Consider the following 24,682-nt stretch of genomic DNA (forward strand, 5'->3'; position numbering starts at 1 on the left):
ATGTCGAGCGTCATAACGGTCGAAAATCTCGGCAAGCGCTATTCGCTGGCGAACACGGCAGCGCCGGCCTACAGCACCTTGCGCGACGTGATGGCGGACGCGGCGCGCCGTTTCCTCCGGCGCGAGCCGGTCATCGAGGCAAGGGCTGCGAAGGATTTCTGGGCCCTGCGCAACGTCAGCTTCGAGGTGAGGGAAGGCGATGTCGTCGGCATTGTCGGGCGCAACGGCGCCGGCAAGAGCACGCTGCTGAAGGTGCTGTCGCGCATCACGTCTCCCACCGAGGGGCAGGCGCGGATCCGCGGGCGCGTCGGCTCGCTGCTCGAGGTCGGCACCGGGTTCCACCCGGAGCTGTCCGGGCGTGAGAACATCTTCTTCAATGGCGCCATCCTCGGCCTGCGCAAGCACGAGATCCGTGCGCGCTTCGACGAGATCGTCGAGTTTGCCGGTGTCGCCGATTTTCTCGACATCCCGATCAAGCGCTATTCGAGCGGCATGAAGATGCGCCTCGCCTTCTCGGTAGCGGCGCATCTCGACCCCGAAATCATGATCGTCGACGAGGTTCTGGCGGTCGGTGATGCCGAGTTCCAGAAGAAGTGCCTCGGCAAGATGCAGGATATCAGCGGTAGCGGCCGGACGGTGCTCTTCGTCAGCCACAGCATGCAGACCGTCACGTCACTGTGCAGCCGCTGCATCCTGCTGGACAGGGGCCGCATTCGCAAGGACGGCACGCCGTCCGAGGTTATCCTCGAATATCTCGGCGGGGACGGCGAGTTCAGCGGTCGCGCCGATTTCGCGAGCCAGGGCAAGGTGGTCGGCGACGATGATGTCCAGCTTCTCTACGGCGAGGTCATCGACGAAAATGGCCGGGCCACTCTGGAGGTTGACATCCGCAGGCCTGTCGCTGTGCGCATGGGCTTTCGCGTCAGACGCCGCAGCGACATCGCCTTCATCCCCAACTTCCATTTCGTCATCCCCGGCGGCACCTATGCCTTCGTCAGCACGCCAGACGCCCCCGTCTCACTGCCACCGGGCGATTACGAGGCGATATGCCACATCCCGGGAGACTTCCTGAACGAGGGCAGCTATTTCGTCGGCCTGGCCATCACGTCCTATACGGAAGGGCCCGTGCTCCATTTCTTCGAGCAGAGCGCGCTGACCTTCAACGTGCGCGACCCCATGGAGGGCAGCGTGGGGCGGCACGGCTATGTCAACGTCATGCCCGGCGTCGTGCGTCCGCGCCTGAAGTGGACCATCGAGGAGACAAGATAATGAAGGCGGTGATCCTGGCAGGCGGGCTGGGCACGCGTATCTCGGAGGAGACGCATCTCAAGCCCAAGCCGATGGTGGAGATCGGCGGGAAGCCCATCCTGTGGCACATCATGAAGATCTATTCCGCCCATGGCGTGAACGATTTTGTGATCTGCTGCGGTTACAAGGGCTATGTGATCAAGGAATATTTCGCCAACTACTTCCTGCACATGTCGGACGTGACATTCGACATGGCGGAGAACCGTATGACCGTGCTCCGGCAGACGGCGGAGCCGTGGCGCGTCACCCTGGTAGACACGGGCGAGAACACGCTCACCGGCGGGCGCCTGAAACGCGTCAAGGAATACCTCGAGGGCGAGGAGGCCTTCTGCTTTACCTATGGCGACGGCGTCGCGGATATCGACATCGGGCGCCTCATCGCCTTCCACCGCGAGCACGGCAAGCTCGCCACGGTGACGGCGGTGGCGCCGCCCGGCCGCTACGGCGCGCTCCAGCGCGAGGGCAACGTCGTGCGCGGCTTCGTCGAGAAGCCGCGCGGCGACGGCGGCATGATCAACGGCGGCTTCTTTGTCCTCTCGCCCAAGGTGCTCTCCTACATTGAGGGTGACAGGACGAGCTGGGAAGGCGAGCCGCTGGTGCAGATCGCGACTGAAGGCCAGCTGATGGCCTACGAGCATCACGGCTTCTGGGCCGCGATGGACACCCTGCGAGACAAGAACATGCTCGAGGAGCTCTGGGCTTCCGGCGCTGCGCCATGGAAGACATGGCAATGAGCGCGGTGCCGTCTCGCACATTCTGGCGCGGCAGGCGTGTGCTGCTGACCGGCCACACCGGCTTCAAGGGCGGCTGGCTCGCGATGATGCTGCACCGTCTTGGGGCGGAGGTGACCGGCATCGGCCTTGCGCCGAACACGACGCCCAGCCTCTACGAGGTGGCCGACGTTGGCGACATCTGCCACAGCCGCTTCTGCGACATTCGCGACCGCGAGGCCTTGACGCGGCTCGTGCGGGAGGCGCGGCCGGAGGTGGTGCTGCACCTGGCGGCGCAGCCGCTCGTGCGGGCCAGCTACCGCGAGCCGGTCGAGACCTTCGCCACCAACGTGATGGGCACGGTGCACCTGCTCGAGGCCCTGCGCGGCGCCGCGGACTGCCGCGTCGCTGTGATGGTGACGACCGACAAGGTCTACGAGAACCGCGAATGGCCATGGCCCTACCGCGAGGTCGATGCGCTCGGCGGGCATGATCCGTACAGCGCCAGCAAGGCCGCCAGCGAGATTGCCATCGCCAGCTACAGAAGTGCCTTTCTGCGCGAGGCGGGGATTGCGCTGGCGAGCGCGCGGGCCGGCAACGTTATCGGCGGCGGCGACTGGTCGGAAGACCGGCTGCTGCCCGATGCCGTCCGCGCCTGGCAGGCGGGCAAGGCGCTCGTCATTCGCAACCTCGCGTCGGTGCGGCCCTGGCAGCATGTCATTGAGCCGCTGGTCGGCTATCTCGTGCTGGCACAGGCGTTGTGGGAACGGCCGGATCTCGCGGGGCCGTGGAACTTTGGGCCCGACACGTCCCAAAGTGCGAGCGTGCGTGATGTGATCGAGATTGCCCGCTGTGCCTGGGGCGCGGCCGATGTTGTTTACGGGGAGAATACCGGGCCCCACGAGGCCGGGCGCCTGACGCTGGAGACGGCGAAGGCGCGGGAGCTGCTGGACGTGCGGCCGCGCTGGGACCTTGAGGAATCTGTCCGGCGGACGGTGGTCTGGTACCGGCGCCTTCAGGAAGGCGCACCGGCGCGCGCCCTCTGCGAGGATGACATCGCGGCCTGGGAGTGTGCCTGATGAGCCGGTTCACTGTCACGGAGCTGCCCCTGCCGGGCCTGAAGCTCGTCGAGCGCCGGCTAATGAGCGACGCGCGCGGTTTTCTCGCCCGGCTGTTCTGCAGCGAGGAACTGGCTGCGGCAGGCTGGCGCAAGCCTGTCGTGCAGATCAATCACACGTGCACGGTCAGGCAGGGCGCCGTGCGGGGCATGCACTTCCAGCTGCCGCCGTACGCCGAGATGAAGCTGGTCTCGTGCCTGAAGGGTGAGGTGTGGGACGTGGCGGTTGATCTGCGGGCGGGCTCGCCCACCTTCCTGCAATGGCATGCGGAGTGTCTGTCGGCGCAGAATGCGAGAGCCCTGCTCATTCCGGAAGGCTTCGCGCATGGATTTCAGGTGATGTCGGACGGAGCCGAGCTGCTTTATTGCCACTCCGCGCCCTATTCGCCCCAGGCCGAGGCGGGGCTCCACCCGCAGGATCCGCGGCTCGCCATTGCCTGGCCGCTGCCGGTCGCGGATCTGTCGCAGCGGGATGCGACACGGCCCTTCCTTGAGCCGTCGTACGCGGGGGTGATCCTATGAGATGTCGTCACTGCTCGGCTCCGCTGGAGCACAGCTTCGTCGATCTGGGCCATGCGCCGCCGTCGAACGCCTATTTGACGCAGGATGATCTGCGCCGACCGGAGACGACCTATCCCCTGCGCGTGCTCGTCTGTACGGAATGCTGGCTCGTCCAGACGCAGGACTTTACCCGCGCCGACGAGCTCTTCAATGCGGAGTACGCCTATTTTTCCAGCACCTCGAAGGGGTGGCTCGCGCATGCCCGGCGCTATTGTGAGGACATGCGTTCGCGCCTCAGCCTCGACGGGCGCAGCTTCGTGATCGAGGTCGCCTCTAACGACGGCTATCTCCTGCGGAATTTCGTCGAATGGGGCATTCCCTGCCTCGGCATCGAGCCCACGGCGAGCACGGCGGCGGCCGCCGAGGCACTGGGTGTGCCCGTGCTGCGCGAATTCTTCGGCGAGGCGCTCGGCGCGCGCCTGCGGCAGGAAGGCCGCCGGGCGGATCTGATTGCCGGCAACAATGTCTATGCTCACGTGCCGGACATCAACGACTTCACGCGCGGGCTGAAGGAGGCGCTGAAGCCGGGCGGCACGATCACGCTGGAGTTCCCGCACCTCTTGAACCTCGTGCGGCTGGGTCAGTTCGACACCATCTATCACGAGCACTTCTCGTATCTGTCGCTTGGTACGGTGAGGCGCATCTTCGAGGCCGCTGGCCTGCGGGTCTTCGATGTCGAGCAGCTGCCGACACACGGCGGCAGCCTCAGGGTCTTCGGCTGCCACGCCGACGACAGGCGCCCGACCACGGCGGCAGTGCGTGACGTGCTGGCGCGGGAGCGGGAGGGGGGGCTGCAGGAGCTGTCGACCTTCCTCTCCTTCCAGCAACGGGCCGAGCGCATCAAGCTCGACTTCCTCAGCTTTCTCTTGGAGCAGAAACGGGCCGGCAAGCGCGTCGCCGCCTACGGCGCCGCCGCCAAGGGCAACACGCTGCTCAACTTCTGCGGCGTCAGGCCCGATCTTCTGCCGCTCGTCGCTGACGCGGCGCCTGCCAAGCAGGGCAAGTTCATGCCCGGCAGCCACATCCCCATCGTCGCGCCGTCGCAGCTGCGCGCCGAGCGACCCGACTTTCTCGTCATCCTGCCGTGGAACATCGCGGACGAGGTACGGGAGCAATGCCGGGATCTCGCCGAAGCCGGCACCCGTTTCGTTACGGCCGTTCCGTGCCTGGAGGTTCGATGACCAGAAACGTTCTTGTTACCGGGGCGGGAGGTTTCGTAGGGCGGCATGTCGTGCGCGAGCTTCTGTCGCGCGGTCAGGTCGTTTCCTTCACGGAACGTCCGTCGCATCCGGTCGTTGTCGACGGCGAGGGGGCCCATTGCCGTAGGCTTCAAACGAACGATCTCTTTGCTGAATCCCTGGAATGGTGGACGCAAGCCTGCGCCGGGATCGACACCGTGATCCACCTCGCTTGGTATACGGTGCCTGGTCGTTATCAACGGGCGACGGAGAACCTGGCCTGTGTCGAAGGCACTCTTCGTCTTGCTAGAGGCGCTGCGCAGGCAGGGGTATCCCGGTTTGTCGGTATCGGGACCTGCGCCGAGTATGACGTCGACCAGTGCCTGCTCTCGATCGACACTCCGCTGCGCCCTCACACGCTCTATGGCAGCGCCAAGGCGGCGAGCTTCCTGCTGTTATCGGCCCTGTTCGCCGAGCTCGGGGTCTCATTTGCCTGGTGCCGACTGTTCTATCTCTATGGAGCGGGTGAGCATGAGGATCGGCTTCTGCCCCATGTTCGGCGCCAGCTTGCAGCTGGGCTGCCCGTAGACCTCAGCGACGGCAACCAGATCAGGGATTTTATCGACGTAGCAGAAGCGGCGCGTATGATTGTTGATATCAGCCTTGGGGCCGAGACGGGCGCCTTCAACGTCTGCTCGGGAGTGCCGCGGACCGTCCGCCAGCTGGTCGAGCAGGTGGCAGATGAATATGGCCGTCGCGACCTGCTTCGGTTCGGGGCGCGACCCAACAACGACTTCGATCCACCATGCGTCGTGGGACGCCCCGGAGCAAGGCCAGCATGAACAAAAGACCCGATAATCGCATCTTGTGCCGGTTCGACGACCTGCCGGTTTTTCAGAACCGCATGTATGACAGCAGAGAAGAAGCACGCAGCTGTCCTAAAGGAAACGTTGTTCTCGTCGAGGACGGTGAGACGGGGCTCATCTATAATAGCGCCTTTGATCCGGCGAAGCTCAATTACGATGGGAACTATCAGAACGAACAGGGATTTAGTGCTCAATTCCGCTCTCATCTTGAAGAGGTTGCGGATATCGTCGAGCGTCTGCTCGGTCGTCGGCAGATCACGGAGGTGGGATGCGGCAAAGGTTATTTTCTCGAAATGCTGGAGCGACGCGGCTTCGACATCTGGGGGCATGATCCGGCCTACGAGGGCACCAATCCGCGCATTCGCAAGACCTATTTCGATGAAAACCAAGGGCTTCGCTCGACGGGCCTTATTCTGCGTCACGTATTGGAGCATATCGCACGGCCGTTTGACTTTCTATCCGCCATCGCCCGAGCGAATGGAGGAGGTGGGCTAATCTATATCGAGGTGCCCTGTTTCGAGTGGATCTGCCAGCATCGCTCGTGGTTCGACATCTTCTACGAACATGTAAACTATTTCCGTATTTCGGATTTCGAACGCATGTTCGGGCGGATTGTCGAGAGCGGTCATCTGTTCGGCGGGCAATACCTTTATGTGGTGGCGGATCTGGCTACGCTCCGCACGCCGCGCTTCGAGCCGGCGCACGCGGTGTCCTTTCCCAGTGACTTCCTGGCGTCTCTGGCAGCGACTTTGCGCCACGATGAGCGGACAGCGCGGCCGGCTGCGATCTGGGGCGGCGCCTCGAAAGGCGTGATCTTTGCACTGCATCGGGAGCGAGCGGGACGGCCGATCGAGACCGTCATTGACATCAATCCGGCCAAACAAGGCCGATATCTTCCCGGCACGGGTCTTCGCGCGCAGTCACCGGCGGAGGCGCTGTCTGCACTCCCGCCGGGGTCCACCATTTACGTCATGAACCCGAATTATCTTGCCGAGATCAAGGACATGTCCAACCACGCTTATGAGTATTTGAAGGTCGAAGATGACAACCTTTGAGGATGAAGTGATGTCGCGGCTAGCGGCGAACGCGGAGGACCACGAGCTGCAGAAGGCAGCGACGGCCTTCATGCGCGAATCCCTGCGGGCTAGGTATTCCTACAATTTTTCATGGCTTGGCCGACCGATCATCCAGTATCCGCAGGATATCACGGCCATGCAGGAACTGATTTGGCAGGTGAAGCCGGATCTCATTATCGAAACCGGAATCGCTCACGGTGGCTCCCTGATCCTTAGTGCGTCGATGCTCGCCCTGCTCGACCTTGTGGATGCGACCAGGGACGCAACGACGCTCGATCCCAGAGTTTCTCGCCGCCGTGTGCTCGGCATCGACATCGACATCCGCGAGCACAACCGCCGCGCAATCGAGGCGCATCCCATGGCCTCGCGCATCAGCATGATCCAGGGTTCCAGCATCGCGCCGGAGGTGGTCGACGAGGTGCATGCCTTCGCCAGGGACTACTCGCGCGTGCTTGTCTGCCTCGACAGCAACCATACGCACGAGCACGTGCTGGCCGAGCTCGAAGCCTACGCCCCGCTGACCAGCGTCGGCAGCTACTGTGTGGTGTTCGACACCGTTGTCGAGGACATGCCGAAGTCGATGTTCCCCGACCGTCCCTGGGGGCCGGGCAACAACCCGAAGACGGCCGTCCACGAATACCTGAAGTCGCACCCCGAGTTCGAGATCGACCGCGACATCCAGAACAAGCTGCTGCTGACGGTCGCACCGGACGGCTATCTGCGGCGGAGCCGGTAATAAGAAAGTTGCCAGTGGCAGGGGAGCTGGGAGGCAGTAGAGCGTTGCAAGGCAAAGTAAATGGTACTGCGCGGTGAAGGCCTGGGCCTTGTCCCAGAATAATGAGAGCGATCTAGCGTGACGAGAATGGCCGGTCCGGTTCGGGTTGTTCGGGAGAACAGGTGACGATGGTTGGTGATGCTCGACAGGATGCGGTCGCGCAAGACACGCTGGTTAGCATTGGGGTGCCCACCTTCAATCGGCCGCGTTCGCTTGCGCGGACGCTGAAGAGCCTTCTGGACCAGAGCTGGAAGAATATCGAGATCATTGTCTCCGATAATGCGTCACCGGACCCCGCAGTAGAGCAGGTAATGCGAGAATTCTGTGAAAAAGATTCACGCATTAGATATTTCAGACAGGCGGATAATATCGGCGCTTCCAAGAATTTCTTTTTTGTTGTCAAACAGTCTCGTGCTCCATTCTTCATGTGGGCGGCAGACGACGACTATATTGAACCTTGGTTCGTGGAGCGCGCCGTTCAGCGGCTGCGGCAGGATCCAGCGTTGGTGCTCGCCTCATCGGAGGCTCAGTATGTGACGCCGGAGGGCGAGCTGCTCGAGTTCCTGCCCGAAGGCGAAGCATTCCGTCGCCCGCTTGCCAAAGGGCCGGTGGACCGCCTGCGCCACATGTTGAAATATAATTTCGGGAATCTGGTTTATGGGCTTTTCCGCAAGGAAGCTCTGATCCAGGATGGCGAGATATTCTGGGAGAAGACGGGTCTGCTGTCCCTCAACGAGATCCCGATCTTACTCTACGTGGCATATCGCGGAGAAATACTCGTGATGCCTGAGGTCGGGCTGTACAAGCAGGCGCCGGCACAGGTGCATGCTCAGGTGAAATGGGAGCTGCGCGGCGGGCGCCTTCCAGCGCCATGTCGGCTGTCCAGTTGGGGTGCTATCAAGGGGACGTGGCGATATCACAGCCAAGCCCTGAACCATATTGACAGCGCCCTTGCGCTCTTGCCTCTACCTGACAGGGAGAGGACGGATCTCCAAGCTGTCGCGCGAAGCGGGCTTCTTCGGCATTTTCTATATCTGCTTCTTGGTTATAAACCGCGCGTGCGTCATGCAGGTGGTTGAGCCGAACGCGCCGTCACTCACTGTCGGCATGCCCGTCTACAACGGCGAGCGTTTCATTGCGCGTGCGCTGTCGTCGCTGCTCGAGCAGGATTTCCGCGACTGGACGCTGATCGTCGCGGATAATTGCTCCACAGACGGCACCTGTGCCGTGGTGGATGCCTTCTGCCGGCTGGACGCGAGAATCCGGCTGGTGCGTCACGAGCGCAATCTCGGAGCTGTCGCCAACTTCCTTTACCTGGCTGAGCAGGCCGCCACGCCCTACTTCATGTGGGCTGCCCATGATGACGAGTGGAGCAGCAATTATATCAGCGCGTGTCTGGCGCAGCTTGAAGCCCATCCTGACGCCGGCTTTGCCGGCGGGCGGGTGGTCAATATTGATGCCGAAGGGCAGCAGCTGCGCGAATACGGGTCGTTCGCCCCATTTGCCGTTGCCGATCGCCGGCAGCGCCTTCGCAACTTCATCCGTGCCCGTGAGGCGGATGGAAAGGCGAACATGATCTATTCGGTCTTTCGCACGCCGCTCCTGCAGACGGTCTGCCGCATCCCCGATATCCTCGACGGGTGGGGTGCGGATATGGCTTTCGTCGCGGCCGCGCTCGCCCGTGCCCGATATCTGTGGGTACACAATGAGGTCCTTCTGAAACGGGTTCTCAGCGAGAGCGACCAGCAGACGGCCCGTGCGCTCGCGGCCAGGCGCTATGATCAGGTGGAGTGTCGTGGCCACTACCCGCTGCCTGTCCACGAAGCTTATACCCGCAGCCTTTGCAAAGGGATGCCGGATCGTGCGACGAGCATGATCGTGAAAACGGCGATGGGGCGGCGTCGATGGGAGCTGCAAACGCGGGAGCAGGTGACGAAGGTGTTGTCCCTTCCGCAGCGTGCGATCAACCGTCTGGGGCGTTCTTCGTGATGCGAACCCGGATTCATGACGGTCTCTTTCCGTCAAGCAGGAGCTTCCGCCGGCATGCGCTTTCTCTTTTGCTGTGAATTCTACCATCCGAGCGTCGGTGGCGTGCAGGAGGTGATGCGTCAGGTTGCGGAGCGCCTCGTCGAACGTGGGCACGAGGTTACCGTCGCGACCACGGCGCTTCCGGACAGGAGAACCCGCGTCCACAACGGCGTCACGATCGAGGAGTTCGCGGTCACCGGTAACCTCGTCTCGGGGCTGGAAGGGGAGGTGGAACGCTACCGGAGCTTTGTCGCAGGCTTCGGCGCCGATGCCGTGCTCATCAAGGCGGCGCAGCAATGGACCTTCGACGCCCTGTGGCCGGTGCTGGGCGCCCTGAGCAGCCGCAAGATCTTCATCCCCTGCGGCTTCTCGCGGCTCTACGACCCGAATTTTGCAGCCTATTACGAGCAGATGCGGAACGTGCTGCCCCAGATCGACCACTTCATTTTCTACGCCGAGGACTACCGTGACATCGCCTTCGTGCGGCAGGCCGGCTTGCGGAACTTCAGCATCGTCCCCAACGGGGCGTGCGAGCGGGAGTTCGGGGACGACAAGCCACGGTCTGACCTGCGGGCGCGCCTCGGTGTCGATGCGAACGCATTCGTCTTCCTGTCGGTGGGCAGCCTCACGAGCATCAAGGGCCACACGGAAACCGTCGAGGCCTTCGCCCGAATGGACACCGGCGGCGTTCCATCCACGCTCATCATCAACGGCAACAAGCCGAGTCTTGCCACGACGCGGCAACCCGGTCGCTGGCAGCTCGCCGTCCAGCTGGGGCGGCACCTCGTGCGCAACGTACGCGAGAGGGGGCTGCGCTCGACCGCCCGGCGGGTGTGGGCGAGGCTCGAGGGGCGTGGCGCGAGCGATGTCGAGGGGCAGATCCGCTACTGGTCGCAGATCGCGACTTCACAGCTTGGCAAGCAGGTTGTGCTCGTAGACCTGCCCCGATCCGATCTGGTCGATGCCTACCGGACGGCCGACCTGTTTGTCTTCGCCTCCAACATTGAGTACTCGCCACTCGTGCTGTACGAGGCGGCGGCCGCGGGTACGCCATTCCTCTCGGTTCCCGTCGGCAATGCGGAGGAGATCGCCCGCCGCACGGGGGCCGGGCTGATATGTCCCGCCCCGATCGACGAGTGGGGCTTCACTCGGGTTGCTCCGGCAGAGCTTGCCGTGGCGATGCAGCGTGCTATGGAGGATCGCGCGAAGCTGAAGGAGATGGGACGGCGCGGACGCGCCGCCTGGCGCGCTCATTTCACGTGGCAGCGCATATCCGAACAGTACGAAGAAATTCTTCGCGGGCCTAGGGCGGCGCCGAACGCGTGACGGCCAGGGATGAGCGGGTGGCCTCCTGTGGGTCTGCGACCATGTTGACTGTCCAATTCCTCTCGCTGCCCGATGACCTTTGGCTGCGCCAGTCCCCCGGGCGGGACGGCGTGTACGAGGGCGTGCGCTTTAACGAAGTAGAAGAGGTTTGCGACTGCCTTCGTTGTCCCCGATCCTGTCGCGCTGGCGTCTCTAACCGGTCGCGGGTGAGGCGGCACTTTTTCTGAATGATCGGAGCCGTTTCGTTGGCTAGTACCGTCGTTGTTCGCCTCGTCGGGGGGCTCGGCAACCAGATGTTTCAGTATGCCGCCGCATGCGCGCTGGCGCAGGAGCGACAGGCGCGCGTGCTCATGGACGTGTCGGCCTTCGAGAGCGACCCCCTGCGCAACTACGAGCTCGACCGTCTGTGCGTACCGCAGGACATTCTCCCCGCGCGGCTGCAGCCCTGGCGCAACAGGCGATCTTTGCCAGCGCGCGTCATCCGGCGCCTGACCCGGTGGCGGACACCGCACGGCGGTGGCTATCGCGAGCCTCACTTCCATTTCGACAAGGACTTCTTCGCCCTTTCGGGGGAGGAGATCCGGCTCGAGGGCTATTTCCAGAGCCCGCTCTATTTCGACCGTTGCGAGGCCGTTCTGCGCGAGCGTTTCCGGCCTGTCGAGCCGTTTGGTCGCGCTGCGCAGGAATGGTCGCAGCGCATCGCGGCGTCGGCCTGCAGCGTATCCCTGCACGTCCGGCGGGGAGATTATGTCAGCAACCCGCATGCGGCTGCCGTCCACAATGCAGTGGGCGAGGGCTATTACCGCAGGGCCATTGCACTCATGCAGCGTCTCGTCGGGGAGGGGGCCGACTTCTTCCTGTTCTCGGACGAGCCCGACTTTGTTGAGCAGGCCTTTGCCGACCTGCCGCGCGCTCATGTCGTGCGCACGGATCCGCAGCGCAGCTGGGAGGACATGTTCCTCATGGCGCGCTGCAACCATCACATCATCGCCAACAGCTCCTATTCCTGGTGGGGCGCGTGGCTCAACGCGTCGCGGGAGAAGGTGGTGATCGCGCCGGGGCAGTGGTTCACGAGGGAGAGGCTCGCGACGACGAACGTGATGGACCTCTACCCCGAAGGCTGGATCATCCTCAAATGAGCACGCCGGCCCTCAGCGTCCTTCTGCCGGTCTACAATGGCGAGCGCTTTCTGGCCGAGGCCATCGAGAGCATCCTTGCCCAGACCTTCACGGACTTCGAGTTCATCATCATCAACGATGGCTCGCGGGACGGCAGCGGCACCATCATCGACGATTATGCCGCCCGCGACGCCCGTATCCGGGCTTTCCACCAGGACAATCGCGGCCTGGTCGAGACGCTCAACCGGGGCGTCGCCCTCGCCCGTGCGCCGCTGATCGCCCGCATGGACGCGGACGACATTTCCCTGCCGCGGCGGTTCGAGCTGCAGATCCACCGTTTCGAGAACCGGCCCGATCTCGCGGCGGTCGGTGGTTGCATCATCCTCATCGACGAGGCCGGAAAGCCGATCCGCCGCGGCGACTATCCAACCGGAGGCGCAGAGCTGCTGCGTCTCCTGGAGCGCGATTCCCCTCTCGCCCATCCGGCTGTCATCATGCGGCGCGATGTCGTGAGCAGCCTTGGCGGCTACCGCAGGCAATACAAGCACGCCGAGGACTATGACCTGTGGCTCAGGATGCACGATGCCGGCTACGCCCTCGAGAATGTTGCCGAGCCCGTGCTGCATTACCGGCAGCATGCTGAGAAGGTGTCGTTCCAGCACAGCCAGCAGCAGACCCTGACCGCCTTTGTCGCGCGTCTCGCCCATCGCGCCCGGATGGCAGGCCTGCCGGATCCGACTGATGACATCGCCGCGATCGACGAGAGCACGGTCGAGCTCTTTCCCCCGTCTCTCAGGGGGTTTGTGGATGCCGAGCTGTTCGTCCGCAGGCACAACATGCTCTCCCTCGCCGATGTCCCGACGATCGAGCAAGCCCTGCGCGATTATGACCGATTGCCTGCGCAGGCGCAGCGGGACTCGAGTATGGCGCATTTCCTGATGCGCGCGGCACGCGGACTTTGGGCGCACCGCCGGCGCGCCGCCTCGCTGCGGCTCGTCATTCGTGCACTGATGCGGCATCCAACCGTTGCACTGCAGCTTCTGCATGGAAAATTACGGCGCGCTGGGGCAAGCGCTATGTCGCGGGGCGACCGTTAGCCGGGCCTTGGCATCGGGGCACGGCTGGCATAGTAGCCTCCACAAGCCTGATGGAACCCTGCGAACCGATGCATTCCTCCGAGATCAGCGTCGTCATACCCACCTACAACCGGGCGCATAGCATTTTGCGCGCGCTCGAAAGCGTATTCTCGCAGACGCTCGTGCCCGGAGAGATCATCGTGGTGGACGACGCGTCAAGCGACGACACGGCGCAGGTGCTCGCACCGTATGCGGACCGCATCCGCATCGTCCGGCACGAGACGAATGCCGGCGCCTCTGCCGCGCGCAACACCGGGATTGCCGCGGCGAAGGGCGCGTGGGTGGCGTTTCTCGACAGCGACGACGCCTGGCGGCCGGAGAAGCTCGCGCGTCAGCTCGCGTTTATGACCGAGCACGGCACCAACGTCTGCTGCACCAATTGCGCCCTCATCTGGCCAGACGGGCAAGTGGAGCCGGCCTACCGGCCCTATCCGCCGCGCATGGAGATCGGGCACTACGTCTGGGGGTGCTTTACCTGCCCCGGCTCGACGCTGATCGCCCGCCGGGACCTCATCACGGCGGTTGGCGGCTATGACCTGCGCTACCCGCGCTATGAGGACTGGGACCTTTTCCTGCGCCTGGCCGACCATCCGGAGGTGGTGCTCGGCTACCTCAACGAGTATCTCGCCGATGTCTGGCGTGATTCGTCGGCCAATGCCGCCCTTGTCGACAAGGGGCTCGACCTGATGGTCGACGACCATCTGGAGCGTCTGGCCCGACGCGAGAAAACCCTCGGCCGGCTCTTCCGTGCCGCCATTGCCTTCGCGCGGTCCTCCAACGAGACAGCGCGTGGCCGCTATCTCGCGGCGATCCGGCATCTTGCAGAAAGCTTCATGCTTGCCCCGGTGCGCAACGAGGCCTTCCGCATCATCCTGTGGCCGTTCCTCAAGCGCAAATGCCTCGGCACGATGCCGCGCTGATGCGCGAACGTCGGGCAAGAGGGCGTTGCCGGCCATTCATCGCGGGATCAACGCCGGCTCGAATGCCTGTGTCGGCTGTCTTCCGGCCCTTACTGTTCCGTCCTCAGCTCGGCCTCACGTCCTGTGTTCGCTTGAAAACAGCGTTCCTGCCGCGGGCTGACCGCGCGGAGCACCCTTGATCGGCGTCAATGCGGGTCGCCCTGCCCCGGGGCACCGTCGGAACTGTCGCGATACCGGTCGAAGGGACGCGCCGGTCCCTGCCGCGGGGCGACGGATATACGCAATCTTACGCACTTGTCCACGCAGGGTGCAAGGCATATAGACATTTCAGAAAATTCTGAAACTCGTGACCGATGGTGCGAACCAATGAACCTCCCCCCCCTCGTGCAGTCCTTCGTCCTGCATTTCGGCGAGATGGGCAGTCGCTGGGGCATCAATCGCACCGTCGGACAGATCTACGCGCTCCTTTACGTTTCCCCGCAGCCGCTCTGCGCCGACCAGATCGTCGAGGCGCTCGGCATCTCCCGTTCCAACGTCTCGATGAGCCTGCGCGAGCTGCAGACGTGGAACCTGGTGCTGCTCAAGCACCTGCCGAACGACCGGCGGGACTTCTTCACCACGCCGGATGACGTCTGGCAGATCCTGCGGACGCTCGCCGAGGAACGGAAGAAGCGGGAGATCGACCCGACCCTCTCGGTTCTGCGCGAGATCCTGATGCAAAAGCCGGGCAGCGAGGATGAACGCTTCGCCCAGGAGCGCATGGCCGAGATGTGCGGGCTGATCGAGCGTCTGACGACCTGGTATGACGACGTCAAGCAACTCGATACCGACCGGCTCGCCACGCTCCTTGGCCTTGGCTCCCGTATTACGAAGCTGCTCGAAGCCAAGGACAGAATCGTCTCCATCGGCCGCAGGAAGCCGAAGGCGAACGGGGAATAGCGATGGCCCAGGCCGGCACGATCAGCACCGCTCCCGCGGCGACGACGACCGCCACCGTCCGTCCGGTGGAAGGGCGGCGTGCCGCCGCGGCTACGCGGCAGGCTGCCGCAACGCGCACGGGCGCGATGCTGCAGGTGGCAGCCGCCCTGCTGTGGGTGCCGCAGGCCGGACTGCTCGCCATGGCGGTCGGGACGATCGTCGCCGGCGAAGGTGCCGGGTCCGTTCTCGGCCACGCGGCCGGTGTCCTCGCCATCGGCATCGCGCGCGCGCTTCTCGACGCGCTCGGCAGCCGCGTGGCCTTTCGCCAGGCGCGTGCCGTGCTTACCCAGTGGCGCGCGGAGGCTGTGGCGGCGCTCGCCGCCCGCTCGCCGGTCGACATCGAACGCCCGGCGGCCGGCCTTGCCGCCAGCACACTGGCCGAACAGGCCGAGGCAGTCGTCCCCTATCTCGCCCGTTTCCAGCCGGCGCGGCTGCGGGCGAGCATCGTACCGCTTGTTATCCTTCTCGTCGTCTTTGCCTCGTCGTGGGCGGCGGCGCTCGTGCTCCTCGTCGCCGCGCCGCTCATCCCGGTCTTCATGGCGCTTGTCGGCTGGCGTGCGAAGGCCGCGAGCGAGGCCCAGCTCGTCGAGCTCGGCAGCATGAACGCCTTCCTGCTCGATCGGCTGCGCGGCCTTGCCACGATCCGCTCGCTCGATGCCGTCGATGTCACTGCGCGGCGGCTGCGGGCCGACGCCGAGAGCCTGCGTGCCAGAACTATGGCCGTGCTCAGGATCGCCTTTCTGTCGTCGGCCGTGCTGGAGCTGTTTTCGGCCCTCGGTGTCGCGCTGGTTGCCGTCTACATCGGCTTCCACCTCCTCGGCCAGCTGCCCTTCGGCACCTGGGGCGGCCCGCTCACGCTCGCGGAGGGGCTCTTCATCCTCCTCCTCGCGCCCGCATTCTTCGAGCCGCTGCGCGACCTTTCCGCCGTCTGGCACGACCGGGCGGCCGGCGAGGCGGCGCTCGAGGCGCTCGTGGGCCTGTCGCGGAAGGGATGTGAGCTGCCCGGAGCGGAGGACGAGGACCCGGCCCCGGCCCCGGCCCTCGTGACCGCTGAGGCGCCATCGGTCCGCATCGAGAAGCTGCGCTTCAGCCACCCGGGGCGTGGCGAACCAGTCTTCGACGATTTCAACCTCACGGTCGCGCCGGGCGAGCGGGTGGCGCTGCTGGCCCCGAGCGGTGGCGGCAAGTCGACGCTGCTTGCGCTTCTCGCCGGCCTCGTCACGCCCGAGAGCGGTCGCATCATCATCGCCGGCGAGCCGCTTACGGCCCGCAGCGCCGCACGCCTTCGCCGCGGCATCGCGCTCATTGGCCAGCGCCCGCACGTCTTCGCGGGGTCGCTCGCGGCAAACGTCAGACTGGGGCGGGAGGGCATCGGCCGGGCGGCGGTCGAGGCGGCTCTCGCCAGTGCCGGCCTCGCCGAGGTGGCGCGGCGGCGGGGCGCCGTGCCCGTAGGCGAGAATGGTGTTGGCCTGTCGGGCGGCGAGGCCTCGCGCCTGGCGCTCGCGCGCATCGCCGTGGCGCCGCAGACGCGCCTCATCCTCGCCGACGAGCCGACCGCGCACCTCGACAGCGAGACCGCCGCGAGCATCACCGAGGCGCTGATGCGCCTCTCCGAGGGGCGGACGCTGATCGTGGCGACCCATGACCCGGTCCTCGCCGGGCGCATGGATCGCGTCATCGACCTTGCCGCTACCCGTCTGGAGGACGCCGCATGATCGCGCTCGTTCGCCAGCTTCGTCCCGTCGCGGGGCTCTTTGTTTCCGGCAGTCGCGCCATGCTGCTCATCGGCGTCGTGCTGTCGGCCGTCACAGCTGTGTGCGGCGTTGCCCTGCTCGGCCTCTCGGGCTGGTTCATCACCGCGACGGGGATCGCGGGCCTGTCGGCGGCCACGGCGCTCGCCTTCGATGTCTTCGTGCCGTCCGCCGGCATCCGCTTTCTCGCCCTGGCCCGGACGGCCGCGCGCTACGGCGAGCGGCTGACGACGCATGAGGCGACACTTGCCGTGCTTGCCGATCTGCGCGAGCGGCTGTTCCGCGGCTGGGCCCGGCGCGGCGCGGCGAGGGAGCTTCTGAAGCGCCCGGCGCGCCTGCTGTTCCGCCTGACGCTCGACATCGATGCGCTCGACTCGCTCTATCTGCGCGTCTTCGTGCCGCTGTTCGGCGCCTGCGCTGTGGCCGTCGTGACGGGTGTCGTGCTGGGGCTGATGCAGCCGCTCGTCGGGCTGTGCGCGGCGGGCTTCCTCATCCTTGCTGGCCTCGGCCTGCCGGTCGTCGCCGCCATGGCGGCGCGGCGCCACGCGCGCCGCCGGGCGCATGGCCTCGAGGTGTTGCGCTCGCGCGTCATCGACCTCGTGAGCGGCCAGAGCGAGTGGATCATGGCCGGTCAGCTCGCCGCACGACGGGAGGGCCTCACGGCGGCCGACGGTTATCTTGCGGCCTGCGACGATGTGCTGAACCGGATCGAGGTGTGCATCGGCGCCGGCTTCATGGTGGCGGGGGCGTTGCTGCTCGCCGCGACGCTCGTGGCGATGGCGTGGCTGGCGGAGCAGGGCATCATCGACGCGCCGCTGGCGGCTCTCGGCCTGCTCGTCGCACTCGCGGCCATCGAGCCCTTCGCCGCCCTGCGGCGCGGCGCCATCGAGTTCGGCCGCACGCTGGTCGCCGTCCAACGCATCGCGCCGCGGCTCTCGCCGGCCGTGCAGACCGCCGCCGCCGATGTTCCGCCTGCGGGCGTCGCCGCCCGCCTCGACGGCGTCATCGTCCGGCATCCGGGGGCGGAAAGGCCGGCGCTCGGCGCCGTCAGCCTCACCATCGCCGAGGGCGAGCGCATCGCCATCGTGGGGCCGAGCGGCGCCGGCAAGTCGACCCTGCTCGGTCTCCTCGCCGGCGAGGTCGCGCCGCAGGAAGGGCGCGTGTCGCGCCGCGCCGCGACGCTGCTCACCCAGCGCACCGAGCTGTTCCAGGATTCCTTGCGCGACAACCTGCGCCTGGCCGATCCGCAGGCCGACGACGCCCGCCTCATGGAGGTGCTGGAGGCCGCGGGCCTGCGCGAGGACGTGGAGGCGCTGCCGCAGGGGCTCGATACCCGCCTCGGGGAAGGAGGCCACGGCCTCTCGGGCGGGCAGGCGCGGCGGCTGGCGTTTGCACGGCTCCTGCTGCGCCCGACAACGCTCTGGCTTCTCGACGAGCCAACCGAAGGGCTCGACGGGGCGACGGCGCGCGATGTCCTCACCCGCCTGTGGGCGCGCGCCGCAGGCCGGACTGTCGTCGTTGCAACCCACATCCGGCGCGAGGCGGAAGCCGCCGACCGTCTCATCATCATGGAGGGGGGGATCGTCACCGCAATCGTCACCCGCGGCGACGCCGGTTTCGATGCCGCGCTCGCCGCTCTGCGACCAGACTGACTGTTTTCGATCGAAAGGCGCCGCCTTCCGGCGACGCCGCAAGCACAGGGAGCCCGGACAAGCCGGACCTGACGTCAAATGGAACTCGACATTGTCGCCTTATCGCGGCTGCAGTTCGCACTGACCGCACTCTACCACTTCCTCTTCGTGCCCCTCACGCTGGGCCTGTCCGTGCTGCTCGCCATCATGGAAACGGTCTATGTCATGACGGGCAGACCGATCTGGCGCCAGATGACCAAGTTCTGGGGCAAGCTATTCGGCATCAACTTCGTGCTCGGTGTCGCAACCGGCATCGTGATGGAGTTCCAGTTCGGCATGAACTGGAGCTACTACAGCCACTACGTCGGCGATATCTTCGGCGCGCCGCTGGCCATCGAGGGCCTCATGGCCTTCTTCCTCGAAGCCACCTTCGTCGGGCTGTTCTTCTTCGGCTGGGACAAGCTGTCCAAGGTCGGGCACCTCATCTCGACCTGGGCGGTGGCACTCGGCTCCAACTTCTCGGCGCTTTGGATCCTCATTGCCAACGGGTGGATGCAGAACCCGGTCGGCTCGGCCTTCAACCCCGAGACGATGCGCATGGAGGTGGCGGACTTCTACGCCGTGCTGTTCAACCCCGTGGCACAGGCCAAGTTCGTGCACACGGTCTCGGCCGGCTATGTCACCGCCGCGATCTTCGTGCTGGGCGTCTCGGCCTGGTACATGCTGAAGAACCGGTATCCCGAGCTCGCCAAGCGCTCGATGACGGTTGCCGCGTCCTTCGGCCTCGCCGCCTCGCTGTCGGTCGTCGTGCTGGGCGACGAGAGCGGCTATCTCTCCACCGAGCACCAGAAGATGAAGCTCGCGGCCATCGAGGCCATGTGGGAGACGGAGCCGGCGCCGGCTGCCTTCACGCTCTTCGGCTTCCCTGACCAGGCTGCGCGCGAGACCCACTATGCGGTGAAGATCCCGTGGGTGATGGGCCTCATCGGCACCCGCACGCTGACGCAGGAGATCCCCGGCATCGACGAGCTCGTCGTCCGGGCCGAGGAGCGCATCCGTCGGGGCATCACCGCCTTCGACGCCCTGCAGCAGATCCGCGCCGCCGGCGTCGTGAGCAAGGTTGCCCCGGAGGTCCGGAGCGCCTTCGAGGACAATGGCCATGATCTCGGCTACGCGCTGCTGCTCAAGCGCTTCGTCGACGATCCGCGCCAGGCGAGTGCGGAGGACATCCGCAAGGCGGCCTGGGACACGGTTCCGCACGTGCCCACGCTGTTCTGGTCCTTCCGCGTCATGGTGGGGCTCGGCTTCTTCTTCATCGCCCTGACATCGGTGTTCTTCTACCTGTCGGCCCGCCGCCGGCTGGATCGCTACCCCGGCCTGCTGCGTCTTGCGGTCTTCGCCATTCCGCTGCCGTGGATAGCGGCGGAGTTCGGCTGGATCGTGGCCGAGTTCGGCCGTCAGCCCTGGATCATCGAGGGTGTGTTGCCCACCGCGGCCGCCGTCTCGAACCTCGGCGCCACGACCGTGCTGTTCACGCTCCTCGGCTTCGCGCTGATCTACACCATCCTCATCGTCATCGAGATGGCCCTCATGGTCCGCGCCATCCGCAAGGGGCCGGAACCGGACGAGGAGCCGGAGGCCGAGCTCGTTCCGCGGTCTCTCGTTGCTGCGGAGTAGATGCCATGATCCTGCATGAACTGATCTCTTACGAAACCCTGCGCGTCATCTGGTGGGTGCTGCTCGGCGTCCTGCTGATCGGCTTCGCCGTGATGGACGGCGGTGACATCGGCTCGGCCACGCTGCTGCCCTTCGTCGCAAAGGACGACGTGGAGCGGCGCGTCGTCATCAACGCGGTCGGGCCGGTCTGGGAAGGCAACCAGGTCTGGCTGATCCTCGGCGGCGGTGCCATCTTCGCCGCCTGGCCGCCGCTCTATGCCGTGTCCTTCTCCGGCTTCTACCTGGCGATGTTCGCGATCCTCTTCGCGCTCATTCTGCGGCCGGTGGGCTTCAAGTACCGCTCGACGCGCGAAAGCGCCTCCTGGCGGAACGGATGGGACTGGGCCCTGTTCGTGGGCGGCGTGGTGCCGGCGCTCGTGATGGGCGTCGCGGTCGGCAACGTCCTTCAGGGCGTGCCCTTCCGGCTCGATTCGGACCTGCGCGTCTTCTATGAGGGCACGACGCTCTTCGAACTGCTGAATCCCTTCGGCCTGCTGTGCGGCCTCCTGTCGGTCGCCATGCTGGTCATGCATGGCGCCGCCTGGCTCGTGCTGAAGAGCGAGGGCCCGGTGGCCGTGCGCTCGCGGACCTATGGCACGATCGCGGCCTTCCTCACGGTCGTCCTCTTCGCGCTCGGCGGGCTGTGGCTGTGGCTCGGCATCGACGGCTACCGGATCACCAGCGAGGTCGTCACGGGCGGCCCGTCGAACCCGCTGGCCAAGACCGTCGAGGTGGCTCCCGGCGTCTGGTTCGAGAACTACGCGCGGCATCCGTGGATGATGATCGCGCCGATCCTCGGCTTCGCGGGCGCTCTTGGCTGCCTCGCCTTCCTGCGGGCGCGCAGCGAGGTGCCGGCGGTGCTGGCCTCGACGGTGTCGATCCTCGGCATCATCTCGACGGTCGGGTTGTCGATGTTCCCCTTCATCCTGCCCTCGACGATTGATCCGAAGTCGAGCCTGACGGTGTGGGATGCCTCCTCAAGCCACCTGACGCTGTTCATCATGCTCGTGGTCACCGGCATCTTCATCCCGCTCGTCGCCTCGTACACCACGTGGGTCTACCGCGTGCTGTGGGGCAAGGTGGACGCCGAGGCGATCCGCGACGGCAGCGGCCACGCCTACTGAACTTAAGGAGGGTGCAATGTGGTATTTCGCCTGGCTTCTCGGCCTGCCCCTCGCGGCTGCCTTCGCTGTTCTCAACGCCATGTGGTACGAGCTCATGGACGACGAGGCGAAGAAGCTGGCCGCGTCGGCGCCCGCCACGGACCGCAGGCGTCCGTCTCGCTGAAGCATCAGGACGCCGCCTTCGGGCGGCGTCTTCCTTTCCGGCCGGCCGTCCCATGCGCTGCTGCGTCGGGCGGGCCGGCCTGTCATTTGGGCAGTGCTCACGGCAACCAGGTCGCGGGCCACGAATCTGCCATTGCCGCGCTGGCCTAGCGCCTGAGCGCCCGCAGTTCCGAAAGCGACAGCGTGCGGTCGCCGTTCACGTCGGCCCGGCGCAGGCGATCGGGGATGAAGCGGGAAAATTCTTCCCGCGAAAGGCGCCCGTCGCCGTTGGTGTCCATGCGCCTGGCGGTGGCCTCGAGCCTTTCGAGCGATGCGGCCTGGAACCGTCCGGCCTCCCTCGCGCGCGCCGCTGCAGCCTTCATTTCCTGCGGCTCGAGATAGCCGTTGCCGTTGCTGTCCATCCGGTCGAAGAGCCGCGCGCGAGCGTCCGCGATCTCCGAGAACTGCAGGGCGCGGTCGCCATTGCGATCCATCTGCCTGAACATCTGGTGCAGGCCAGGTCCATCCCAAGCGCAGGCGCTGGCCGGAACGAGCAGCAGCACCGCCGCTGCGAGGGTCTTCATCGTCATGCCGATCTCCGTTTGTGAGGAGCGCCGTTGGGCTCCGACGACGGTTCTACGGGCTGCGCAGGCCACTCCTACGCGGTCCGCGGGGCGGCCGGCGGCGTAGGAGGGGGCGCCCCCGCCCGTATGGATCGAGGCAGGCGCAGTTGCGGCTGCTCAGCCAGATGGAGAAACTGCCATGAAGACCCTGACAACGGCCCTTGCGGCGCTCGCGACCGTGGGGGCGGCATCGCTTGCGGCGTCCCAGACCCCGCCCGCGCACGAGTCTTTCATCGCGCGCCTCGATACCGACGGAGACGGAGCCGTGTCCCGGGAGGAGGCGGCTGCGGCACGGCAGCGGCTCTTCGCCCGGCTCGACGGCAATGGAGACGGCGTCATCGACGAGCAGGAGACCCTCGCCCTGCGCGATGCGATCATGGATCATGCCGTCGCCTTGCAGGCGCGCCTCGGCAGTGCCTGGCGGCGGATGGACACGAACGCCGACGGGCGCGTTTCGGCGGATGAGTTTCGCGCCCGCACGATGCTGTTCGACCTTGCCGATCGCGACGGCGACGGCCGGCTGACTGCGACCGAGCTCGCCTTCATGCGCGGGCTCTTTCTCGGCCGCCGCGGTTGACGAAGACCCGGGCCCCGGCAGCCCCTGTTTCGTTGAGGGAGTGCTCCGATGCGTTTCCCAGTCAAGCCTGTTCCGGTCCTCGCGGGTCTCGTCGCGCTCGCTCTTTCAGCCCCCCTCGATGGCGCCCGGACCGCGGAATGGACGCGCGGCACCGTCGGCGGCGGGCAGGTCAGCCGCAGCGTCTCCGGCGACGGGCCCTTCTATACCGGGCACACCACCCGCGTCGGCCCCAATGGCGGCACCTACAGCTCCACCCACACCTGCTTCGACGGCATCGCCGACCGCTGTCGCCGCAGCTACACGGCGACGGGGCCGGGAGGCCGCACCTATTCCGGCGAGCGTGCAGGGGCGCGGGGGCCGTTTCGCGCCCGGTCCATCGGCCGCATCACGGGGCCGAACGGCGGTGCCGTGGTCGTTGGCCGCCGGCACTGGAGGTGAGGCGGCGTGGTGTGGAGCCGGATGCGTGATGAGGCGCAGACACCCGAAGAGGGCGAGGACGAGCGCCTGCTTGCCCGCATCGCGGCTGGCGAGCAGCCGGCGCTCGTCCGCCTCATCGACCGCCACGGGCGCGGCCTGCGCCTCTTCGCGACCCGTTATCTGGGCAACCCGGACGACGCCGAGGACGTCGTGCAGGACGTGTTCGTCGCGGTCTGGAAGCGGGCCGGCAGGTTCGACCCCGCCAGAGGGCGGGCGACGACCTGGCTCTACCGCATCACCGCCAACCGCTGCGTCGATCTGCGCCGCTGGCGCGCCCTGCGCGCGTTCATCGGCCTCGACGAGGTGGCAGAGACGCTGCGGGCCAGCAGCGTCGATGCCGATTCCCGTCTGTCCGCCCGGCAGGAACTGGCAGCGGTACGCGAGGGCCTTGCACGCCTGCCCGAGCGCCAGCGCATGGCACTGCTGCTCAGGGCTGTAGCCGATCTCGACGTGCCGGCCATCGCCGAGGTGATGGGCACGAGCACGGGTTCTGTCGAGCAGCTGCTCGTACGGGCGCGGCGCACGCTGCGCCAGCTCACGGCAGGCGGGAGGAAGAACGAACAAGAAGAAGGAATGACGTGATGAACAGGGACGATTTCGAGCGGCTGCAGCGCCGCTTCGGCAAGGACTGGACGACATGGCCGCCGCCCTACCGGCAGGAGGCGAGGGCGCTTCTGGAGGCGGCTGATGCGGACGACGACCTCGACAGCCTCCTCGCCGCCATCGATGTCCCCGGTGACGAAGGGGCTCTCGCCCGCACAGTCCTGTCGCGCATCGAGGGATCGCGCGGCGTGGCCGGCATTCTCGGCGGCATCCTGCGGCCTGTCCCGTCTCCCGTGCTGGCGACCTGTCTTGCCCTCGTCCTCGTCACGGCCGCTGCCGTCGGCTGCCGGTTCGGCGACGGCGATACGGGCGTAGAGCAGGACATGCTTCTTGCCCTTGCCGTGGGCGATGCGGCGGGTCTTGGCGAGGTCATGGAAGGCTTCGGATCGGACGGAGGCGAGCTGTGAAGCGTGTCCGGCTCCTTCTGGCCACGGGCCTTGCCGTTTCGCTCCTGGCCAACGCATTTCTCGTCGGTTTCATCGTCCGGGGCGAACGGCAGCCACGCGGTGGCTTCCTCGCACAGAGCATTGCCTCCGCTTATCCGGACGACGTCCGCGCCGGCTTCCGCCAGCGGTTGCGGGACAACTGGCCGCGTGTCCTGGCAGCGCTGCGCGACCTGCGTGCGGCGCGGCGCGCGCTCGCCGAAACAGCAAATGCCGTACCTCTCGACGCAGCGGCGGTGGAACGGGCCATGACGGACGTGCGCACGGCGACGGACGCGCTCCAGCGGCTCATGCAGGAGCTCCTCCTCGAGACCCTGCGAGCGCGGCAGGGCGCGGACCGGTCCTGATGCCAGACATGGCCGGCCCAAGCGGGGGGCAGCAGCACGCCCGCCCGTTGCGTGCAGCCGCGCCGTTGATCCTCGTCAAGCGCTTCCTGCGCCGATGCGGTTAGGCTGCTCCTGATGTCTGCCATCTGTGGCAGAATGCGACTAGCTTTACA

General features: G+C 66.1%; 26 protein-coding genes. 25 read left to right on the plus strand and 1 reads right to left on the minus strand.

All coding sequences use genetic code 11. The features are described from left to right. From HNQ73_RS12910 to cydX, 20 genes are all read left to right on the plus strand, one after another. Positions 1 to 1,269 (plus strand): ABC transporter ATP-binding protein, encoded by a 1,269-nt coding sequence (locus HNQ73_RS12910; RefSeq protein WP_244650174.1) that lies wholly within the window; start codon positions 1 to 3, stop codon positions 1,267 to 1,269. Next, the gene (gene rfbF / locus HNQ73_RS12915) at positions 1,269 to 2,042 is read left to right on the plus strand and encodes a glucose-1-phosphate cytidylyltransferase (RefSeq protein ID WP_183335272.1); all 774 of its coding nucleotides are present in this window, start codon (positions 1,269 to 1,271) and stop codon (positions 2,040 to 2,042) included. Before HNQ73_RS12910 ends, rfbF begins: the two co-directional genes overlap by 1 nt. Next, positions 2,039 to 3,097, plus strand: a complete 1,059-nt coding sequence (gene rfbG, locus HNQ73_RS12920) for a CDP-glucose 4,6-dehydratase (RefSeq protein ID WP_244650176.1) — start codon at positions 2,039 to 2,041, stop codon at positions 3,095 to 3,097. Before rfbF ends, rfbG begins: the two co-directional genes overlap by 4 nt. Next, complete coding sequence (rfbC, locus tag HNQ73_RS12925; RefSeq protein WP_183335274.1) at positions 3,097 to 3,657, plus strand: dTDP-4-dehydrorhamnose 3,5-epimerase; 561 nt, start codon at positions 3,097 to 3,099, stop codon at positions 3,655 to 3,657. Before rfbG ends, rfbC begins: the two co-directional genes overlap by 1 nt. Further along, positions 3,654 to 4,877: a class I SAM-dependent methyltransferase gene (locus HNQ73_RS12930; protein WP_183335275.1), complete on the plus strand. Its 1,224-nt coding sequence runs from the start codon at positions 3,654 to 3,656 to the stop codon at positions 4,875 to 4,877. Before rfbC ends, HNQ73_RS12930 begins: the two co-directional genes overlap by 4 nt. Beyond that, positions 4,874 to 5,716 (plus strand): NAD-dependent epimerase/dehydratase family protein, encoded by an 843-nt coding sequence (locus tag HNQ73_RS12935; RefSeq protein ID WP_183335276.1) that lies wholly within the window; start codon positions 4,874 to 4,876, stop codon positions 5,714 to 5,716. Before HNQ73_RS12930 ends, HNQ73_RS12935 begins: the two co-directional genes overlap by 4 nt. Next, a complete protein-coding gene (locus tag HNQ73_RS12940) occupies positions 5,713 to 6,795 on the plus strand; it encodes a class I SAM-dependent methyltransferase (RefSeq protein WP_244650179.1) in 1,083 nt (360 codons plus the stop codon). The genes HNQ73_RS12935 and HNQ73_RS12940 overlap by 4 nt, the downstream gene beginning before the upstream one ends. A 10-nt stretch (positions 6,796 to 6,805) precedes the next feature. Further along, positions 6,806 to 7,552: a cephalosporin hydroxylase family protein gene (locus tag HNQ73_RS12945; protein ID WP_338077628.1), complete on the plus strand. Its 747-nt coding sequence runs from the start codon at positions 6,806 to 6,808 to the stop codon at positions 7,550 to 7,552. Between the two features lie 167 nt (positions 7,553 to 7,719). Further along, a complete protein-coding gene (locus HNQ73_RS12950; protein WP_244650192.1) occupies positions 7,720 to 8,670 on the plus strand; it encodes a glycosyltransferase family 2 protein in 951 nt (316 codons plus the stop codon). Beyond that, entirely contained in the window at positions 8,657 to 9,580 is a 924-nt protein-coding gene (locus HNQ73_RS12955) for a glycosyltransferase family 2 protein (protein ID WP_183335279.1), read from the plus strand. The genes HNQ73_RS12950 and HNQ73_RS12955 overlap by 14 nt, the downstream gene beginning before the upstream one ends. Positions 9,581 to 9,595: 15 nt before the next feature. Next, entirely contained in the window at positions 9,596 to 10,945 is a 1,350-nt protein-coding gene (locus tag HNQ73_RS12960; RefSeq protein ID WP_210305199.1) for a glycosyltransferase family 4 protein, read from the plus strand. Between the two features lie 245 nt (positions 10,946 to 11,190). After that, positions 11,191 to 12,084 (plus strand): alpha-1,2-fucosyltransferase, encoded by an 894-nt coding sequence (locus HNQ73_RS12965; RefSeq protein ID WP_183335280.1) that lies wholly within the window; start codon positions 11,191 to 11,193, stop codon positions 12,082 to 12,084. Then, positions 12,081 to 13,160, plus strand: coding sequence for a glycosyltransferase (locus HNQ73_RS12970; RefSeq protein ID WP_183335281.1), 1,080 nt, complete (start codon positions 12,081 to 12,083; stop codon positions 13,158 to 13,160). Before HNQ73_RS12965 ends, HNQ73_RS12970 begins: the two co-directional genes overlap by 4 nt. A 68-nt stretch (positions 13,161 to 13,228) precedes the next feature. Further along, a complete protein-coding gene (locus HNQ73_RS12975; RefSeq protein WP_183335282.1) occupies positions 13,229 to 14,119 on the plus strand; it encodes a glycosyltransferase family 2 protein in 891 nt (296 codons plus the stop codon). Between the two features lie 366 nt (positions 14,120 to 14,485). Continuing rightward, entirely contained in the window at positions 14,486 to 15,058 is a 573-nt protein-coding gene (locus HNQ73_RS12980; RefSeq protein WP_183335283.1) for a GbsR/MarR family transcriptional regulator, read from the plus strand. A 2-nt stretch (positions 15,059 to 15,060) separates the two neighbouring features. Continuing rightward, a complete protein-coding gene (cydD, locus tag HNQ73_RS12985; protein WP_183335284.1) occupies positions 15,061 to 16,812 on the plus strand; it encodes a thiol reductant ABC exporter subunit CydD in 1,752 nt (583 codons plus the stop codon). Beyond that, positions 16,809 to 18,500: a thiol reductant ABC exporter subunit CydC gene (gene cydC, locus HNQ73_RS12990; RefSeq protein WP_183335285.1), complete on the plus strand. Its 1,692-nt coding sequence runs from the start codon at positions 16,809 to 16,811 to the stop codon at positions 18,498 to 18,500. Before cydD ends, cydC begins: the two co-directional genes overlap by 4 nt. Positions 18,501 to 18,578: 78 nt before the next feature. After that, positions 18,579 to 20,156, plus strand: a complete 1,578-nt coding sequence (locus tag HNQ73_RS12995) for a cytochrome ubiquinol oxidase subunit I (RefSeq protein WP_183335286.1) — start codon at positions 18,579 to 18,581, stop codon at positions 20,154 to 20,156. 5 nt (positions 20,157 to 20,161) lie between these two features. Then, on the plus strand, positions 20,162 to 21,319 hold the full coding sequence (gene cydB, locus HNQ73_RS13000) for a cytochrome d ubiquinol oxidase subunit II (protein WP_183335287.1): 1,158 nt from the start codon (positions 20,162 to 20,164) through the stop codon (positions 21,317 to 21,319). Positions 21,320 to 21,335: 16 nt separating this feature from the next. Next, positions 21,336 to 21,482 carry a cytochrome bd-I oxidase subunit CydX gene (gene cydX, locus HNQ73_RS13005; RefSeq protein WP_183335288.1) on the plus strand — a complete coding sequence of 49 codons (147 nt, stop codon included), beginning with the start codon at positions 21,336 to 21,338 and terminating at the stop codon, positions 21,480 to 21,482. A gap of 145 nt (positions 21,483 to 21,627) precedes the next feature. Here cydX and HNQ73_RS13010 read toward each other — a convergent pair whose 3' ends face one another. Then, on the minus strand, positions 21,628 to 22,050 hold the full coding sequence (locus tag HNQ73_RS13010; RefSeq protein ID WP_183335289.1) for an EF-hand domain-containing protein: 423 nt from the start codon (positions 22,048 to 22,050) through the stop codon (positions 21,628 to 21,630). Positions 22,051 to 22,222: 172 nt separating this feature from the next. Between HNQ73_RS13010 and HNQ73_RS13015 the strand changes: the two genes are divergently transcribed. The 5 genes from HNQ73_RS13015 to HNQ73_RS13035 are packed head-to-tail and all read left to right on the plus strand — an operon-like array spanning position 22,223 to position 24,530. After that, on the plus strand, positions 22,223 to 22,660 hold the full coding sequence (locus HNQ73_RS13015) for an EF-hand domain-containing protein (RefSeq protein ID WP_183335290.1): 438 nt from the start codon (positions 22,223 to 22,225) through the stop codon (positions 22,658 to 22,660). A gap of 48 nt (positions 22,661 to 22,708) precedes the next feature. Further along, positions 22,709 to 23,098 carry a hypothetical protein gene (locus HNQ73_RS13020; protein ID WP_183335291.1) on the plus strand — a complete coding sequence of 130 codons (390 nt, stop codon included), beginning with the start codon at positions 22,709 to 22,711 and terminating at the stop codon, positions 23,096 to 23,098. Between the two features lie 21 nt (positions 23,099 to 23,119). Further along, positions 23,120 to 23,719 carry an RNA polymerase sigma factor gene (locus tag HNQ73_RS13025; protein ID WP_183335292.1) on the plus strand — a complete coding sequence of 200 codons (600 nt, stop codon included), beginning with the start codon at positions 23,120 to 23,122 and terminating at the stop codon, positions 23,717 to 23,719. Next, positions 23,719 to 24,147, plus strand: a complete 429-nt coding sequence (locus HNQ73_RS13030) for a hypothetical protein (protein ID WP_183335293.1) — start codon at positions 23,719 to 23,721, stop codon at positions 24,145 to 24,147. The genes HNQ73_RS13025 and HNQ73_RS13030 overlap by 1 nt, the downstream gene beginning before the upstream one ends. After that, positions 24,144 to 24,530, plus strand: coding sequence for a periplasmic heavy metal sensor (locus tag HNQ73_RS13035; RefSeq protein WP_183335294.1), 387 nt, complete (start codon positions 24,144 to 24,146; stop codon positions 24,528 to 24,530). The genes HNQ73_RS13030 and HNQ73_RS13035 overlap by 4 nt, the downstream gene beginning before the upstream one ends. Positions 24,531 to 24,682 lie beyond the last annotated feature (152 nt).

Source organism: Chelatococcus composti, assembly GCF_014201415.1.
Lineage (GTDB): Bacteria > Pseudomonadota > Alphaproteobacteria > Rhizobiales > Beijerinckiaceae > Chelatococcus_A > Chelatococcus_A composti.

Coding starts and splice junctions, on each gene's coding strand:
- cydC (WP_183335285.1), top strand. CDS start 16,809: ATGATCGCGCTCGTTCGCCAGCTTCGTCCCGTCGCGGGGCTCTTTGTT.
- HNQ73_RS12940 (WP_244650179.1), top strand. CDS start 5,713: ATGAACAAAAGACCCGATAATCGCATCTTGTGCCGGTTCGACGACCTG.
- HNQ73_RS12935 (WP_183335276.1), top strand. CDS start 4,874: ATGACCAGAAACGTTCTTGTTACCGGGGCGGGAGGTTTCGTAGGGCGG.
- cydB (WP_183335287.1), top strand. CDS start 20,162: ATGATCCTGCATGAACTGATCTCTTACGAAACCCTGCGCGTCATCTGG.
- HNQ73_RS12950 (WP_244650192.1), top strand. CDS start 7,720: ATGGTTGGTGATGCTCGACAGGATGCGGTCGCGCAAGACACGCTGGTT.
- HNQ73_RS13030 (WP_183335293.1), top strand. CDS start 23,719: ATGAACAGGGACGATTTCGAGCGGCTGCAGCGCCGCTTCGGCAAGGAC.
- HNQ73_RS13020 (WP_183335291.1), top strand. CDS start 22,709: ATGCGTTTCCCAGTCAAGCCTGTTCCGGTCCTCGCGGGTCTCGTCGCG.
- HNQ73_RS12980 (WP_183335283.1), top strand. CDS start 14,486: ATGAACCTCCCCCCCCTCGTGCAGTCCTTCGTCCTGCATTTCGGCGAG.
- HNQ73_RS13025 (WP_183335292.1), top strand. CDS start 23,120: ATGCGTGATGAGGCGCAGACACCCGAAGAGGGCGAGGACGAGCGCCTG.
- rfbC (WP_183335274.1), top strand. CDS start 3,097: ATGAGCCGGTTCACTGTCACGGAGCTGCCCCTGCCGGGCCTGAAGCTC.
- HNQ73_RS12975 (WP_183335282.1), top strand. CDS start 13,229: ATGCATTCCTCCGAGATCAGCGTCGTCATACCCACCTACAACCGGGCG.
- HNQ73_RS12945 (WP_338077628.1), top strand. CDS start 6,806: ATGTCGCGGCTAGCGGCGAACGCGGAGGACCACGAGCTGCAGAAGGCA.
- HNQ73_RS12995 (WP_183335286.1), top strand. CDS start 18,579: ATGGAACTCGACATTGTCGCCTTATCGCGGCTGCAGTTCGCACTGACC.
- rfbG (WP_244650176.1), top strand. CDS start 2,039: ATGAGCGCGGTGCCGTCTCGCACATTCTGGCGCGGCAGGCGTGTGCTG.
- rfbF (WP_183335272.1), top strand. CDS start 1,269: ATGAAGGCGGTGATCCTGGCAGGCGGGCTGGGCACGCGTATCTCGGAG.
- HNQ73_RS13015 (WP_183335290.1), top strand. CDS start 22,223: ATGAAGACCCTGACAACGGCCCTTGCGGCGCTCGCGACCGTGGGGGCG.
- cydD (WP_183335284.1), top strand. CDS start 15,061: ATGGCCCAGGCCGGCACGATCAGCACCGCTCCCGCGGCGACGACGACC.
- HNQ73_RS12970 (WP_183335281.1), top strand. CDS start 12,081: ATGAGCACGCCGGCCCTCAGCGTCCTTCTGCCGGTCTACAATGGCGAG.
- HNQ73_RS12910 (WP_244650174.1), top strand. CDS start 1: ATGTCGAGCGTCATAACGGTCGAAAATCTCGGCAAGCGCTATTCGCTG.
- HNQ73_RS12955 (WP_183335279.1), top strand. CDS start 8,657: ATGCAGGTGGTTGAGCCGAACGCGCCGTCACTCACTGTCGGCATGCCC.
- cydX (WP_183335288.1), top strand. CDS start 21,336: ATGTGGTATTTCGCCTGGCTTCTCGGCCTGCCCCTCGCGGCTGCCTTC.
- HNQ73_RS12960 (WP_210305199.1), top strand. CDS start 9,596: ATGACGGTCTCTTTCCGTCAAGCAGGAGCTTCCGCCGGCATGCGCTTT.
- HNQ73_RS13010 (WP_183335289.1), bottom strand. CDS start 22,050: ATGACGATGAAGACCCTCGCAGCGGCGGTGCTGCTGCTCGTTCCGGCC.
- HNQ73_RS12930 (WP_183335275.1), top strand. CDS start 3,654: ATGAGATGTCGTCACTGCTCGGCTCCGCTGGAGCACAGCTTCGTCGAT.